General features: G+C 71.3%; 12 protein-coding genes. 3 read left to right on the top strand and 9 right to left on the bottom strand.

The window, feature by feature from the left end:
* Positions 1-515: 515 nt before the first annotated feature.
* The gene (locus GN153_RS14180; protein WP_159903930.1) at positions 516-827 is read right to left on the bottom strand and encodes a non-histone chromosomal MC1 family protein; all 312 of its coding nucleotides are present in this window, start codon (positions 825-827) and stop codon (positions 516-518) included.
* 240 nt (positions 828-1067) lie between these two features.
* Here GN153_RS14180 and GN153_RS14175 point away from each other — a divergent pair, with 240 nt between their 5' ends.
* Together GN153_RS14175 and GN153_RS14170 are read left to right on the top strand one after the other, a co-directional pair.
* Complete coding sequence (locus GN153_RS14175; RefSeq protein WP_159903928.1) at positions 1068-1265, top strand: hypothetical protein; 198 nt, start codon at positions 1068-1070, stop codon at positions 1263-1265.
* The gene (locus GN153_RS14170; RefSeq protein WP_159903926.1) at positions 1265-2314 is read left to right on the top strand and encodes a quinone-dependent dihydroorotate dehydrogenase; all 1050 of its coding nucleotides are present in this window, start codon (positions 1265-1267) and stop codon (positions 2312-2314) included. Before GN153_RS14175 ends, GN153_RS14170 begins: the two co-directional genes overlap by 1 nt.
* Here the strand turns inward: GN153_RS14170 and GN153_RS14165 are convergent, their stop codons facing one another.
* The 3 genes from GN153_RS14165 to pheS all read right to left on the bottom strand — a co-directional run bounded on the left by GN153_RS14165 (position 2315) and on the right by pheS (position 6856).
* Positions 2315-3502, bottom strand: coding sequence for an outer membrane protein assembly factor BamB family protein (locus GN153_RS14165; RefSeq protein ID WP_159903924.1), 1188 nt, complete (start codon positions 3500-3502; stop codon positions 2315-2317).
* Between the two features lie 91 nt (positions 3503-3593).
* Entirely contained in the window at positions 3594-5339 is a 1746-nt protein-coding gene (pheT, locus tag GN153_RS14160; protein WP_159903922.1) for a phenylalanine--tRNA ligase subunit beta, read from the bottom strand.
* A complete protein-coding gene (gene pheS / locus GN153_RS14155) occupies positions 5339-6856 on the bottom strand; it encodes a phenylalanine--tRNA ligase subunit alpha (protein WP_159903920.1) in 1518 nt (505 codons plus the stop codon). Before pheS ends, pheT begins: the two co-directional genes overlap by 1 nt.
* A 314-nt stretch (positions 6857-7170) precedes the next feature.
* Between pheS and GN153_RS14150 the strand changes: the two genes are divergently transcribed.
* The gene (locus GN153_RS14150; RefSeq protein WP_159903918.1) at positions 7171-8982 is read left to right on the top strand and encodes an ArnT family glycosyltransferase; all 1812 of its coding nucleotides are present in this window, start codon (positions 7171-7173) and stop codon (positions 8980-8982) included.
* 30 nt (positions 8983-9012) lie between these two features.
* Here the strand turns inward: GN153_RS14150 and GN153_RS14145 are convergent, their stop codons facing one another.
* The 5 genes from GN153_RS14145 to GN153_RS14125 all read right to left on the bottom strand — a co-directional run bounded on the left by GN153_RS14145 (position 9013) and on the right by GN153_RS14125 (position 15611).
* The gene (locus GN153_RS14145) at positions 9013-10632 is read right to left on the bottom strand and encodes a tryptophan--tRNA ligase (protein ID WP_159903916.1); all 1620 of its coding nucleotides are present in this window, start codon (positions 10630-10632) and stop codon (positions 9013-9015) included.
* Positions 10633-10825: 193 nt separating this feature from the next.
* A complete protein-coding gene (gene endA / locus GN153_RS14140; RefSeq protein ID WP_159903914.1) occupies positions 10826-11923 on the bottom strand; it encodes a tRNA-intron lyase in 1098 nt (365 codons plus the stop codon).
* Positions 11924-11979: 56 nt separating this feature from the next.
* Positions 11980-12693 carry an endonuclease NucS domain-containing protein gene (locus GN153_RS14135; RefSeq protein WP_159903912.1) on the bottom strand — a complete coding sequence of 238 codons (714 nt, stop codon included), beginning with the start codon at positions 12691-12693 and terminating at the stop codon, positions 11980-11982.
* Between the two features lie 107 nt (positions 12694-12800).
* Entirely contained in the window at positions 12801-13028 is a 228-nt protein-coding gene (locus GN153_RS14130) for a hypothetical protein (RefSeq protein WP_159903910.1), read from the bottom strand.
* 171 nt (positions 13029-13199) lie between these two features.
* A complete protein-coding gene (locus GN153_RS14125) occupies positions 13200-15611 on the bottom strand; it encodes a DEAD/DEAH box helicase (protein WP_159905029.1) in 2412 nt (803 codons plus the stop codon).
* Between the last annotated feature and the right edge of the window lie 96 nt (positions 15612-15707).

The following is a 15707-nucleotide window of genomic DNA, read 5'->3' as shown; positions in this document are numbered from 1 at the left end:
CTACCAGGGCTAACATCAGATCCCATCTATACGGCGGACCGCAGGGGTGGAATCCTCATGTCGTTCGGACCTATTCGTATGCCGGAAAGGGTCTTAAACCCTTCGAGTCGACATCGGCGGGCGGTTGCCCGCTGAGGTCCGTGGCCCATCCGGAGTGGACGGGCGGTCTTCGCATTCGAATCCGAGCGCCCTATTGCACTTAAGGGCGTCGGATCGGACCGCGCCGGAATCGACCGGCATCGCGTCGGTACCACGGCGCGCGGGTGGGTCTGCCCCACTTAAACGCTCCGGGCCGACGTGCCGTCCGTCTCCGGGTGGGCCGTCGCACTCGAGTCGAGGAGAGTCGACGGTATAAGCCCGTCGAACGCGAGGCGGTTTGAGGTGGTGTCGCGTGGCAGGAGAGCGGCCGGTCATCCCCCGCGTCGTGCGGCCGGTCCGGCCGGGTGGAGCCACGCACCGCTGTCGAGGGACGCCGGGCAGTAGACCCTGTCGAAAAAACGTCCGTGGCTGGCGGCTCAGATCTCCTCGAGGTGTTCGACGCCCTGTTTGGAGACGTTGCCCTTGGTTATCTCTCCGGGCATCCAGTCCGGGCTGTCGTCGGGTGCCTCCTCCTCCCAGGCCCACCCCTCGTAGATGTGGACCTTGTGGGTACCCTTCTCGCGGAGCCGCAGTTCCTCCGGGTCGGCGTCGTCCTCCGACCCGGCCGGGTCGAGCCGCCGGGCAGCTTTCAGCGCCGCCTGGCGTGGGGTCCCGCCGGAGAACACACTGCTCTCTTCGCCGTCGTCCTCTCGGAGCGCAAAGTTGCGCTTGTCGTTGTCGCGTGCCATGGATTTCACCGCTCCATGCCAATCCAGCACATGCCCAACCATAAAGATACCCCCGATTCGGCCGCCGTCTGCGAGTATATTTATAAACCCTGCCGGATCAAACGGGCACCCCCCAGCCAGGGACGGCGCGTCGATGGGCGCGTTCGGTCGCCAGCGAGCCTCCACGGGGCGGTGCCGGCGGGCGCGCGGCACGGTAAACTTAAGTGTATCCTCCGGCCAACCCCCGAACAGGATAGCCTGATGGTGCGAAAGAAGAAACTCAGCCCGAGCGGGGCCAAAGACGAGGACGGCGAGTACCACAACGTGCACGTCAACCTCCACGAGGACGAGCTCGCCGTCGCCGGGATGGAGATCGGCGACGAGGTGTTCGTCCGCGTCCGCGACAACAAGATCATCATCCAGAAGGCCGACCAGGACGACGTCGAACACGAGTTCTGATGCGGCTCTACGACGCGGCCAGACCGCTTCTGTTCTCGCTGCCGGCCGAGACTGCCCACCGCGGGGTCCACCGGCTGCTCCGGACGGTCCAGCGAACTCCCCTCCGGCGGGCGCTCGCTGCCCGCTACACCGTCGCCGACGGCCGGCTCCAGGTCGAGGCCTTCGGCCAGTCGTTCCCCAATCCGGTTGGGGTGGCCGCCGGCTTCGACAAGAACGCCCACCTCCCGCCCGCCCTGCAGGCGCTTGGCTTCGGGTTCGTGGAGGTCGGCGGCGTCACCGCGCAGCCACAGAGCGGGAACCCCCGCCCGCGGCTGTTCCGGCTGCGCGAGGACGAGGCGCTGGTCAACCGGATGGGGCTGAACAACGACGGCGCCGCCGCCGTCGGCGACCGGCTGGCCGCTCTCGACGTCGAGGTCCCTGTCGGCGTGAACCTCGCCAAAAGCGAGCAGGTCCCCCGCGAGCGCGCGCCCGCGGACTACCGTGAAACATACGAGCAGGTCACCGCTGCCGACTTCTTCGTGGTGAACGTCTCCTGTCCCAACTCCCAGGGATTCGAGGAGCTGCAGAACCGGGAGGCGATGGCCGACATCTTCGACGAACTGGTCGGGGCGGGCGCCAGCCCGCTGCTCGTGAAGCTCTCGCCGGACCTCCCCGAGCCTGCGGTCGCCGACGCGCTGGACCTCGTGGAGAAGTTCGACCTCGACGGCGTCGTCGCCACCAACACCTCCACCGACCGACCCGACTCCCTGCGCTCACCCAACCGGACCGAGCAGGGAGGGCTCTCGGGGAAGCCGATCGAGGAGCGGGCGACCCGGATGGTCCGCTTCGTCGCCGAGCGCGTCGACGTTCCGGTCGTCGGCGTCGGCGGCGTCGCCACCGCCGAGGACGCCTACGAGAAGATCCGTGCGGGCGCGAGCGTCGTCCAGCTCTACACCGCCCTGGTATACGAAGGGCCCTCGGTCGCCCGCGACATCAACCGCGGCCTGCTCGACCTCCTGGAGCGGGACGGCTTCGACTCCATCGAGCAGGCGGTCGGCGTCGACCTCTGACTACTGCAGGGCGACCAGCCCGCTTCCGGACGCGACGTAGACTGCCCCGTCGAGGACCGCCGGCGTCCAGAAGCCGGTCAGCCGCTCGCCGAAGCGCCACTGCCGGTCCCCGCTGTCGGCGTCCAAGGCGTACAGCCGGCCGTCGCCGGCGCCGTAGTAGGCGACGCCGTCGGCGACCGTCGCCGGACCCGGAGTCCCGACGAGCCCCTCCCGGGTGTGGCGCCACCGCTCCTCGCCGCCGCGGTCCAGGGCGCGAAGCCCGATGCCGGACTCCCCGACCGCGCCGACGTAGGGTCGGTCGCCGACGGTCGGCGGCGTGAACAGGTAGTCCTCGCTCGACCGCCAGGCGACACTCCAGTCGCCGCGGTCGAGCGCCAGGCTGGCCTGCGTGCCGCCGGCGTAGACGCGGTCGTCCGTCACCGCAACCCCCGTGTAGACTGCGTCCTCGTCGACTGTCACCGTCTGTTCGACTTCCCCGTCGGCCACCGAGACAGCCGTCACCGCCGCGGCTTCGCCGCGGCCGCCGGCCGGGAACGCCGCGTAGTAGACGGTCCCGTCCGCGACAGCGGGGTAGGCCGGGGTGTTCGAACTCCCGTTCCCGGGTCCGCGGTGCCACCGTGTCGAGCCGTCGTCGGTCTCCAGGGCGTACAGCCCGCCGAACCGGAACAGGTCGAGGTCGCCGAGGCTGAAGACGACCGCGCCGTCGGCGACGACCGGGGCGCCGGCCGCGGGCTGCTCCCGGGGGAGCGAGCGCTGCCACACCTCGCTCCCGTCGTCGGTGGCGACGGCGTGTACCGTCCCGCCCGAGTCGACGAAGTACAGCGTGCCGTCCGCGACAGCCGGCCGCCAGAGTGTCAGCGGGGCGCCGGCGTCGTAGGTCCACAGCTCCTCGCCGCTCCCGGCGTCGAGTCCGACCACGACCGAGCCACTCCGGCGCTCGGTCGCCGCGAAAACGCGGCCGTCGACGACGGCGGGCGTCTGGGGGAAGGCGGCGTCGTCGAGACGCCAGCCGAGTTCGGCCTCGCCGCCGGGACCGGTCGCGTCCGGTGTCGTCCCGCGGTTGCGCGGGCCGTAGCCGTACGACCGGTAGGCGGGTGGCGTGGCGGGCGAATCCGGACACCCCGCGACGAGCGCGGTGGTCGTGACCGCGGCGCTCGTCAGGAAGCGTCGCCTGTCGATGGAGGGCATGCGCCGGGGTACAGAGAGGGCAGAAATCAGTCTTGTGGGTGCCGTCGCGGCCGGGAATCCGGAGCGGTCGTGGGGGAACCGCCGCCGGCGCCTACGACAGCGCGTCCAGGTCGAACTCGAAGGCCGCCACCGGCACCTCCAGGTCGTGTTCGACCAGCACGGCCGGGTGGACCTCGCCGACGACCCCCGCCGAGTGGCCGTCGAGGACGACCTCGGCGGCCCGGCCGTCGATGAACGTCGGGTGGTCGGTCGCCGGGGTTTCCAGGTCCTTGCCGAAGGCCGTCGCGAGCGCCTGGAGGCGGGCCTTCGCGTCCTCGTAGGAGACGTCCGTGCGCGCGAGGACGGCCGCGACGGTCCGGCGCTCGGCCGTGCCCGTGTTCTCCTCCTCGTCGACCTCCGCGGCGAGGCCGATCTCCGCCAGGTTCTGGGGGTACGAGCGGTGGGTGTTGTTCTCCAGCACCATCATCAGCGAGGGCAGCGCCCACGTCCGCAGTATCGTGTAGTCCTCGCTGTAGGGCTCGCGGATGGTCACGGGCTCGCCGGAACCCACGCAGCCGGCGTCCGGGTCGACGTGCATCCGCTCGAAGTTCTCGACCTCGTTTATCATGTGGAAGTTCAGCAGGTCCTCGAAACCCAGCCCCACGAGCGCGTCGCGGGCGGCGTCCTCCAGCCGGGAGCGCTCGTGGCGCCCGCCGACCGTCGAGACGTCGGGGTAGCGGGGCTCGAGTTCGTTGAATCCGTAGGCCCGCCCGATGTCGTCGATGATATCGAGCGGGTGGAGCGCGTCCACGCGGTACGGCGGGACCGCGACCTCGTAGGCGGGCTCGCCGTCCACGGTCGTCGGCTCGGCGTCCAGCCCCGCCCGCTCGGCGCAGTCGACGACAGTCTCCGCCTCCAGGCCGACCCCGAGGATCCCCTCGACGCGGTCGTGGGTGACGGTCTTGGTCTTCGTCGACAGGTCCGGGCGGTCGAGCGTCTGCCCGGCGTGTTCGCCGGGAGCGCCGTCCGCGTACTCCACCCCGACGCGCTCGACCTGCGCGCCGCGGGCCGACAGCGCGTAGCAGATGATGTTGAGCATCCGGTCGACCGTCCACTGGTCGGTGCCGGTCATCTCCACGAGCAGGTCCCGCGAGTCCGTCGACACCTCCGTCCGGCGGCCGTTGATCACCGGCGGGAACGAAAAGAGGCCGATGGCGTCGTAGATCGCGGGGTAGCGCTCGAACCCCTCGACGAGGTCGGCGTAGGTCTCGCCGACGGGGTGGTCGGCCAGCACGTCGGCGGGCGTCATCTCCGCGTCGGCATCCAGCGGGACGAACCGCTCGCCGTCTGGGGCGACGCTGGTGTAGCGGACCGTCTTGCCCGCGCCGCTGCGGGCCTCGTCTGTCGCGGCGTCACCTTTCAGCATCGTCAGGTCGTGGACCCCGATGGCGCCCTTCGCGCGCTGGCGGCCCATCGTCGCGTGGAGCTTCTCCTGGAGCTGGATCAGCGACTCCAGCGAGCCCTCGGTGAAGTCGACGCCCCGTACCACCGCACCGGTCACGTAGGGTCGACCCGGGGGCTGGTCCTCGACGCGGATGGTCCACTCGGGGTCGTTCGTCGGAGGGACGTAGACGCCGCGGTCGTCCCCGTAGTGGTACCGCAGCGACCGCGCGACCCCCTCCACGGAGAGCCGGTCCAGCCGGTCGGGGGCGAACTCCAGTTGCATCTCGTCGTCCTCGGTCCAGCCCTCGAATTCGAGACCGAGGTCGAACAGGTCCGCCCGGAGGTCGTCGTCGCTCTTCTCGTCGTGGCCCGTGAGGTCCCGCAGTTCGTCGGGGTCGATGTCGACGACGGGCATCAGTGCATCACCTCCACGTTCCGCAGCAGGTCGAGGTCACACAGCGTCCCGTGGACGTCACGGATGTCCTCGAAGCCGTAGATCAGCATCAGCAGCCGCTCCAGGGAGAGCCCCCAGGCCATCACGTCCGCCTCAACGCCAAGGGGCTCGGTCACCTCGTCCCGGAAGATCCCGGAGTTGCCGACCTCCACGAGTTCGCCGGTCTCGGGATGCGTGCCGAAGAGCTCGAAGCTGGGCTCCGTGTAGGGGTTGTAGTGGGGCTTGAACTCCAGGTCGGTGATCCCGAACTGGTCGTAGAACTCCTCGAAGGTGCCCATCAGATCGCGCACGGAGAGGTCCTCGGCCATCACCCACCCCTCGATCTGGAAGAACTCGAGCAGGTGGGTCGGGTCCAGCGTGTCATTCCGGTACACCTTCTCGACGCTGAAGTAGCGCTGGGGCGGTTCCAGCTCGCCCTCCTGGTGGCCCGAGAGATACCGCATCGACAGCGACGTGGTGTGCCCGCGCAGGTCCAGTGACTTCGCCGTCCCGAGCGCCCAGGGGGAGTGGTACCCCTCGCCGTCCTCGCCCACGCCCTCCAGGTGGGCCGAGCGGACCCGCTCGACCAGGTCCTCGGGCAGCTCGCGGATCGCGTCGGGCCGTTCGAGTGCGAACTGGTCCCAGTGGGTCCGGGCAGGGTGGTCCTGGGGCATGAACAGGCAGTCGTTGATCCAGAACTGGGCGTCGACGTGTGGCCCCTCCATCTCCTCGAAGCCCATCCCGACGAGCACGTCCTTCACGCGGTTTGCGGTCTGGCGGAGGATGTGCTCGCGGCCGCCCTGGTACTGTTCGGCGTCGGCCTCGACGTTGTACTCCGCGAACTCGACCTCTGCCCACTCCCCGCTTGTGAGCAGCTCGGGCGTGACGCGGTCGACGCGCTCGGCGGCCTCGACGCCACCCATCAGCGCGGTCACCCCCTCATCAGTCAGCCGGGCCAGCCGGACGGTCCGCTCGGTCCGCTCGAGCAGGTCACGGCGCTCCAGTTGCTCGAGGGTCGCCTCCTCGACGCCGTCCGCGTCGCCCGCGGCGACGGCCTCGAGGGCAGCCCGCTCGGCGTCCTCGCCGGGGTCGGCGTCGGGGTCGGCCCGCACCGAGCCGCTCTCGACCTCGCCGTAGCCCTTCCGGGCGAAGTTCGCGAGCGCGATGTCGACGGCGTCGCCGTCGAGGCCGGCCTCGGGAAGCAGGTCGCCGAGCCCGGCCGGCTCCCGGTCGGCGCCAGCAGCGAGGGCGGCCTCGTAGAGGCGGAGTTCGGGGAGCCCCTCCTCGCGGTAGCGCTCGCCCTCCGCGGTGAGCGCGAGCGAGTCCTCGACCTCCTCGGTGACCGTCACGAGGCCAGCGTCCTCGAGTTCGAAGGCGGCACGGGTGGCGGCTTCGGGCTTGAGGTCGGCCTCGCCGGCCAGGTCGGTTATCGGGCGGTCCGTCTCGGCGTCGGCGGCCTCCAGCAGGGCCACCTGCGCTGGCGGGAGTCGTGTTGTCATGGTGTCTGAATCGTGGCGGTCGTTGTCGGTAGGGAGCGCGGTCGACAGTTAACGGTTCTCACTCGCGGCCAGCGGGGGAGTTTCCCCCGGACTGGCGGGTGGTTTCGTCCCCCGCATCTTCCCGGATGCGGGGGAGTCCACCGGCCCGACTCAGGCGAAAAAGAACCCGGACCCCTGCCGCGTCGCTGGCTGCACGCCGGGACACCGACTGGTGGGGTCGGGCGTCATGGATCGAGGGTCGCGAGCGCAGCGACAAAAACCCACCGGCGCCTGGATCGGTGCGCTTTTTTCCGAGCCGGCGGGCGTGAGAAGCGATGTGGACCGGTGAGGGTGGTGTGCGGGCGGCGCTCGGGCGCGCACGCAGCACCGTCCGGACGGACCTCCGGGAGGACCCCTATCTCGCGTACATTCTGCTGCTGTCGGTGCTGCTGTGTGGGTTCTGGCTCTGGCACCGGGCGCCGAACGTCGCCACCTGGGACGAACGGGACCGGCTGCTCGACGCGCTGGTCGCGTACGGGTCGGTCGTCTCGGACCCGAGCGTCGAGGGGCTCCGGGAGGGGGTCGCGTGGGGCCGCACGCCCTTCGGCGGGACCTTCTATCTGTACGTCCTCGCCCTGGCACCGGTGGTGCTGGCGGCGGCGCTGGTGGGACAGCTCGACGCCGTCGCGGCGATGGCGGACCCGGACCCGGAGTTCGGATTCATCGGCGTCTGGCGGGCGACCCCCGAGTGGCTCCTGACCGCGAGCCTGCTCGCGGTCCGGCTGGTGAGCCTGCTGGCGGCCGTCGGGTCGGTGTATCTCACCTACCGGCTCGGGACCGTCCTCCGGGACCGCGCGACCGGCCGGCTTGGGGCGCTCCTGTTCGGACTCACCTTCGAGGTCGTCGTGCTCGCCCACGAGGGTGGGGAGGACCTCCCGGCGCTTTTCTTCCTGTTGCTCGCGATGTACCTGCTCGTGCGGTACGTCCAGGCTGGCGGGACGGGACGGTTCTACGCGGCGAGTGCAGCCGGCGGAGTCGCGATAGGGCTGAAACTGACTGCGGCGCCGGTCGCTCCGACCGTCCTGCTGGCGTACGTCCTCCGGGAGCGCGGAACCGATGGGGGGTGGTGGCGGGGGCTGTGGCGCTCCCGGCAGCTTCGACGGGGTGCCGTCCTCGGCGCCGTCGTGGTCATCCTCAGTTTCCCCGACGTGCTGGTGGGGAACCTCCAGCCGGTCGCGCGCCGGCTGTTCGGCCAGACCGGCTACCGGATCGTCGACCCAGTCGGCCCGGACGCCCCGGTCCTGTGGTGGTTCCTCCGGGGCTACGCCAGCGCGTTCGGGTGGCCGCTCTTGCTCGCGGTCGTGGCCGGGACTGCAGCAACCCTCCGGACGCTCGACCGCGGCGACGACGCGACCGCGCTCGTCGCGGGCTGTCTTGGGATGTTCGTCGTCCTCTTCGTCCCCTGGCACGACTTCCGGCCCCACCACCTCCTCCCGACGATGGCGCTTCTGGTCCTGCTGGGGGCGGCCGGGCTGGTCCGCCTGCGCCGGCGCCACCCGACTGTCGGGGGGCTCGCGGTCGCGGCGCTCGTGGTCACGACGGGGCTGTACGCCGGCGTGGGGACGATGCAGTACGCCGACACGCCCCGCGGGGACGCACGCGCGTGGATCGAAGGGAACGTCCCCCGGGAGGCGACGGTGGAGAGCTACCAGCACGGGTTCGAGGACGCCGTCTCGCCGACCTGGCCGCGGCTGAGCCACCCCAACGACGGCGGTCCGCCCGGGGAGGTGTCGGTGGCCTGTCCCGACTACATTCAGCTCGTCTCCGAGGACCTGCACTACCTCCGGGACGCCCCACCGGAAAAGCGCGTCCGGTACGTCCGCTCGAACGTGAGCGAGCGACGGGCGTACGTCCGCGGACTCCTGAACGGGAGCCGCAACTACGAGGTCGTCGCCGCCTTCGGTGACCCGCCCGACGACTACGTCCTCGACCGGGCCGAGCCGGGGTCGCTTGCCGACCTGCTGCCGCTGGGGGTCGTCCCGCAGAGCGACCTCTACGGCGACGAGCAGGAGCTGGCGAACAGGCAGTACGTCGTGATGCTGGAGCGAACCGGGCCCTGCGAGGAGCCCCGGTCCCCGCCGTGGTAAGGGCAGTCCGCAGGGCGGGTCCGGCGACGGTCAGCGCTTGCGGTCGGTGTCGAGGTCGATGTCGAGGTCCTCGAGCCGGTCCTCCCACTCGGCGCGTTTCTCCTGGTGCTCGGTGAGGAACTCCTCCATCAGCCGGGCGGCCTGCTCCTTGCAGTCGCCACACAGCCGCTCGCCGCCGGCGCACTCGTCGTAGACCCGCTTTGCGAACTCGTCGTCGTCGCTCGCGAGCAGGTACGCGTAGAGCTCGTAGACGGGGCAGTCGTCGGGCTCGCCGCCGAGTTCGCGCTGTTTCTCGGCGGTCTCGCGGCCGCCGGTGGTGGCGGCTTTCACCTTGTCGTAGCCCTCCTCGGGGTCGTCCAACAGCGAGATGTGACTCGCCGGCACCGAGGAGGACATCTTCCCGCCGGTGAGGCCGGTCATAAAGCGGTGGTAGACCGAAGAGGGCGGGAGGAAGCCGTAGCCGCCGTGGGCGACCTCGACCTCGCGGGCCAGCTGGTCGGCGGCCCCCCGGTCCACCTCGAAGGCGTCGACGTGGTTCTCGTAGACGCGCTTCTCGCCGTCGACCGCCTCGACCAGGGCCTCGAAGGCCTCCTCTGTGGCGTTGCGGTCGACGAAGCGAACCCGGGGCCGGAGGGGCTCCATGCCGGCGTTGTCGAGTTTCTCCAGCAGCGAGGCGCGGGTCTCCGGCGTCCCGAACGAATCCGCACGGTCGGCGGCGTCCCGGAGGAAGGCGGCGGCGTCCTCACACCGGAGGGTGTCGTCCGCCTCGCCGCTGGCGTCGTCGCCGTCCGTCGCTTCGCCGCCGTCTGCGAGGTCCTCGTAGACGAGCGCGAGCGTCCGGCGCTCGGCGTCGGTCAGCTCGAAGCTGGCGTAGGCCTCCGTCACCCCGAAGTAGCGCAGCCGGGCGGCAAGGTCCCGCGAGAGCCGGATGTGCGGGTCCTGGTCCGGCCCCACGGGGATGACCGTCGGCTTGGGCTCCTCGAGCTGGGGGTAGAGGATGTCGGCCATCTGGGTGACGACCGACTGCATGTGGGAGACGTCGGTCTCGCCGTCGAAGTCGTAGATGGCCTGCAGCTCCGAGAAGTTGGCCTCCGCCCCCAGCTCGAAGGCGAGGTCCTGGACCACCCGGTTCGAGGACTGGCGGTAGAGCTCGCCCTCCTCGGGGTCGAACCCGAGCGCGAGCAGCGAGAGGATGTAGTTGCGGGCGTGTTCGTCGATCTCCGCCCAGGAGAGCCCGCGGGCGCTGTGAGCCTCGAGGTCGGCGATCAGGCCGTAGGCGTCCCCGCCCTGTTGCTGGTGCCAGATGATCTCGTCGAAGACCAGCTTGTGGCCGATGTGGGGGTCGCCGGTGGGCATAAAGCCCGAGAGCGCGGCGAAGGGGTCGTCCTCGCGCATCGCGCGGGCGACCGGGCGGTAGTCGCGGTGGCCGAAGATCACGCCGCGGCGCATCAGGTAGTGGGGGTCGGGCACCTCCCCGAGAACTTCCTCGAAGCGCTCGATGCCGAACTGCTCGAACAGCTTGCGGTAGTCCGACACCGTCGAGGAGCCCCACGGGTCAAGCGCCACGTCGTCGACGGTTCCGCCGTCGGCTCGCGGCTCGGTCGGTGGCTGTGCGTCCGGGTCGCGGTCGGCGTCGCGTTCCTGTGTCATCTGTCGGGTGTTGGGTGGTCGTCGGGCGAAGCGTCGCGGCGAGAAGGTGGAGGGAGCACCGCGGTCGGGGGCGGCGTCACGCGCCGGCCCGGCCGTCGGGACTGTCCGCTTCCTGAGCCTGCGGGCGCCACGGGCGGGAAGCGGCCGTCATACGACGATCCACCGCCACCAGCGACATAACGGTTTTCATCGCTCAGGGCGTCAGCCGGCCGACCGAGAGCCACGCGATCCCCTCGCTCGTGCCCGTCAGTGCGTACACCATCCGCTTGCGGACGCCGTGGGCCAGCCGCACGTCGAGCGCCAGGTCCCGCGGCGCGAAGCCGTACTCGGGCGGGAGCACCCGGACCAGCCGCTCGGAGTGGCCCAGGTCCGCGACGTCGGCCACGTCGTCGTAGGTCCGGAAGTCGGCGCCGAACTTGAAGCCGGTCTTGGGGACGATCCCGGCCGTCCGGAGGGCGCCGTAGGCCCGCAGCCGCCGGTCGAACCGGTCGCCCTCCACCTCCCGGCCGCGCTTGACGACGGCCTCCTCCCCGCCGTCGACAGTCAGCAGGCCCGCCCGGGCGAGGTAGGCCGCCTCGACCAGCGAGAGCTGGACCCCGTCGTCCAGCGGCTGGCCGTAGAAGGCCCGGCCGTACAGCGGGTCGGGTGCGTCCCAGACCAGCACCCGGTCGGCCAGCAGGTCCCCCTCGGCCGGTGGGAGGTCGTGGTGGGTCGACCCCGACAGGGTCGGCGTGCCGAGTTCGAGGTAGGTGGTCTCGCTCTCCTCGTCGACGACCGCCAGCACGCCGGTCGGCTCCCGGCCCGCCTTCCCGGCCGTGTCGTCGCCAGCGGGGGCGGCCAGGCGGTGTAGCGCCCCGGCGTCGACGGTCGCCCGCTCGCTGACCGCCCGCACCCGGTAGGCGACCGCGTCGTCCCAGGGGCCCTTGCCTCGCGGGTAGACGGCGAACTCGCCGGGGTCACCGTTCGCGCCAGCCCCGCCGCTTCCGGCTCCGCCCCGGTCGACCGGCGAGAGGTAAAAACCCCGGTCCCGGAGGTCCTTGTAGACGAAGAAGTCGACCTCCGAGACGGCCGTCGAGGCGAGGAAAGCCGGGAAGCCGAGCCGGCGGCCGTTACCCCCGGGACGACGGTCGACCACGCTGTCGAGGTCGCCGCGGAAGAGCAGGTGGGCCGCCTCCACGGGCGCGAGGACGACCCCGCCGTCGTCGGGCCGGCCGTACCCCCGGGCGTCGTAGAACTGCTCGCGGGCGGCCGACCCCGCCCGGACGGCCGTGCCGTCGAACGTCGCGTCCATGCCCGAGCGACGGCCGGCGAGCCAAAGCCCCTTGCGGTCCGGCGTCGGGGCGACGGTCACTCCACCGGTACCCCGCAGGTCGAATCCAGACACCGCCGCCCCGACCCGGTCTCGAAGGCCGGCAGGCCACACTCGCAGGCCCCGTCGTGGACCCCCTGCGGGACGGCAAAGCTCGTCTCGCAGTCGGGGTAGCCCTCGCAGCCGAAAATCAGGCCACCTCGACGGAGCACCCGAAGGTCGCCGCCACAGGCCGGACAGTCGAAGGCCCGGTCGAAGTGCTCGCGGACCCGCTCGTCAAGCGACTCGCAGTCGCGGTCGAGACACACCTCGAACTCCCCGCCGCGCGCGACCCGGAGCCGCGGACAGCCACACTCGCAGGTCTCCTCGAGGACGGTCGCGCCGGCGGGCAGCCCGTAACGGGCCCCGCAGCCGGGACAGGAGACGTCGCCGCGGGCGCGGACGAGCCGGTCGCCGCAGTCGGGACAGTCACCGACGGGGACGCCGGCTGCGCTCGCCGAAACCTCCCGTGTGGTCGTGTCGTGGCGGGTAACCCGGAGGTGCTGGTCGCCGTCCTGGGCGACGACGGCCTCGTCGGTGACCGTCACCGCGTCGGGGCGGGTGAGCCAGGCGACCGGCTGGTAGCCGCGGGCGTCGTGGACGAGGACGGTGTCGTCGGGCTTGACGAGGACGAGGCACTCGCCGTGCTGTTTGCGCTCGCGGGAGCCGGGACCGTCGAAGGCGGCCGTACAGCGGCCGGTGATGACGCGCATGGGCCGGGTGGTCCCGGCCTGGTATTTCAAAGGCAGGGTCAGGTGTGGCAGGACCAGGCGGGGTGGGACCACCCCGCAGGTGTGGGAAACAGGAGCGAGGAGACCACCTAGCGGTCGTAGTTCCGGCCGAGGACCAGCGCGGCCAGGTTGGCCGCCAGCAGGCCGGAAAAGGCCACGGGATGGCGCTGTGCGCCGCCGGTTGCCACGACGACGAGCACGACGAAGGGCAACGCAACGGCCGTCCAGAAGCCAGTTGCTCGGACCAGCGATTCCACCGACGCGCGGACGGCACCGCCGTCGACTCGCCGCAACCTGTGCGGGGACGCGTTCGACATAGTGAGTCTCCTCGCTTCGAGCCATGTCCCCCCACCTCCATATAGGGGGTCGACCGCTAGCGCGATTTCACCACGTTTTCCCCGCGTGGCCGGCATATTCGGACTCTTTACGGGCAGTACGGGTCGTTTCATCGCGCCCGCAAACGGCGCGAGACGATTTATCGAGGGCGCTCAGTCAGTGACGGTTACCGTCCGGGTGTGGATGCTCGGCGGCAGGGGGAGGTCCGGGAAGGCGACCCTGACCGCCAGCTCGAGGCGGTCGGTATCGCTGCCGAAGAGCGCGACCGGCAGCTCGGTCGCCCCGAGATAGCTGTCCTTGGCGGTCATCTCCACCCCGTTGACGGTCACGCGCAGGCCGGCGCGGGCCGCGCCCGCGGCCGTGCGCACGGTCACCTCGTGGAGCGAGCGCTCGCCGCGGCCGACGGTGTCGGGAAGGTCGCCCCAGTCGACCTCGACGACGGGCAGGTCGCGGGCGGCCTCGTGGACGCGTTCGGCGACCCCCTCGGCCAGCCCCGCGGCGGCGAGGCCGTCGACCCCCGTCGCGACCACGTCCTCGGGCGTTTCGAGGCCGGCCGCCGCGAGGGTGCGCGCGCGGGTCGCGCCGACGCCCTCGATGGCGGTCAGCCCGACCGCGTCGGCGCTGATCCCCGTCTCGACGCGGGCGACGACCCGGGCAACGAGGTTGGCGGTCTCCGCGCCGTCGAAGCGGTCGAGGACGGTCCGCAGCGCCCCAAGCAGCCGGAGTGCGTTCTGCCGGATGATCCACGCGTCGCTTTTGAGCGCACCAGGAGTGGAGCCGTCCATCGCCGCCCGGAGGATGGCGAGCACCTTCCGCGAGCCGTCGGCAAGGTCGTCGGCGCGCTCGCCCAGCACGGCGTCGATGGCGTCGGCCTCGTCAGAGCGGGCGCTGACGCTGTCGAACTCGAGGGCGCCGGCGACCGTCCGGAGGACCTCGAACTCGCCGGGGTCGGTCTCCGCGAGTGCGGCGAAGCGAGCGGCAGTCTCCAGGCGCAGGTAGAAGTCCGACGCCAGCCGCCCGAGTTCGGTCGGCTCGACGGCCAGCCCGTCGACCTCGATGAACCCCTCCGCGGCGAGCCACTCGAGGGTGTCGCTGACGCGGTCCCGGAGGTCCTCGCCGGCCACGTAGCCCGCGGCCCGCTGGGCGCGGACGTAGTAGAAGGTGGTCTCCAGCCAGTCCATCGCGTCGCCGACGTCCCCGACGGTCCCGAGCGCGATCTCCGCGTTGAGGTGGACCGCCAGGTCCCCGCCGGGGGGAGCCTGGCGGCTCCCGTCGCTCTCGCCGTCCCCCCCGTTCCGGGTTGCAACCTCGGCGTCCTCGTCGCCGGCCAGCCGGGAGTCGATGGGCTCGCCGTCCCGGAGCAGCCGGCGGTACCGCTCGGCGTCCTCGGGGGGGCAGACCACCCAGGCGTAGCCGGTATCGTCGTAGCCCGGCCGGCCCGCTCGCCCGAGCATCTGGAGGACGTCCAGCGGACTCATCTCTACCTCACCTTCCAGGGGGTCGTGGAGTTTGGTGTCGCGGATGACGACACACCGGGCGGGGAGGTTCACCCCCCAGGCGAGCGTCGAGGTCGAAAAGAGGGCGACGATGCGGTCCTCGCGGAACCACCGCTCGACGCGCTCCTTGTCCGCCCGCGAGAGGCCGGCGTGGTGGAAACCGACGCCGTCGAGCACGGATTGCCGGAGGGTGTCGTTGTCGAGTTCGGCGGCCTCGGTGTGGAAGTCGTAGTCGCCGCGGGCGTCGACGGGAACGTCGCGCTCGGCGAACTCGTCGCGGGTCTTCTCGGCGGCCCGGACGGTGTCCTGCCGGGAGGAGACAAAGACGAGCGCCTGGCCGCCCTCCCGGAGGTGGGGTTCGACCAGGTCCAGCGCCCGGTAGAGCCGGCGGTACTTGTCGGCGAAGGCGTTCTCGCCGTGGCTGTAGGTGGCGACGTCGGCCTCCAGCGGCACGGGCCGATAGGAGTCGTCGAACTGGAAGGTCGTCTCCGCGGGGGCGTCCAGCCACGCCGCGACGTCCTCGACGTTGGGCATCGTCGCCGAGAGGGCCACGACCCGAGGGTCACAGAGCCGCCGGAGGCGGGCGACGGTCACCTCGAGGACGCTGCCCCGCTTCTCGGAGTCCAGCAGGTGGACCTCGTCGATGATACAGCAGTCGATGTCGGTCACGAACGAATAGCGCCGGGAGTCGTACTTGCGGGTGGCGGAGTCGGCCTTCTCGGGGGTCATCACGAGCACGTCCGCCCGCTCGGCCCGCCGGGAGTTCAGGTCGCGCTCGCCGGTGACGACGTAGACGGAGTAGCCCAGGTCCTCGAAGCGCTCCCACTCCCGTTCCTTCTCGTTGGTGAGCGCGCGCAGCGGGGCCAGGAAGAGGGCGGTCCCGCCCTCGGCGAGCGTCCGGCAGATGGCCACCTCGGCGACGGCGGTCTTGCCGCTGGCGGTCGGCGCGCCCACCACGACGTTCTCCTCGGTGTCGAGCAGGGCCGGCAGGGTGGCGGTCTGCATCCGGTTGAACCGCTCGAAGGGAAAGGCGTCGGCGAAGTCGGGGAGCACGTCCGCGACCGCGATTTCGGCCTCGGCGTCGGGCGGACCTGACACGGACGTGTCGGGGGGCCCTGCCGACAAAGAGGTTTCGCGTTCCGCCGTCCGCCGGACTGCCGGGCC

Origin of the sequence: Salinirussus salinus (assembly GCF_009831455.1) — an archaeon.
Lineage (GTDB): Archaea > Halobacteriota > Halobacteria > Halobacteriales > Haloarculaceae > Salinirussus > Salinirussus salinus.
The sequence above is the reverse complement of the archived record's forward strand: the minus strand, read 5'-3'. Positions and strand labels throughout refer to the sequence as shown.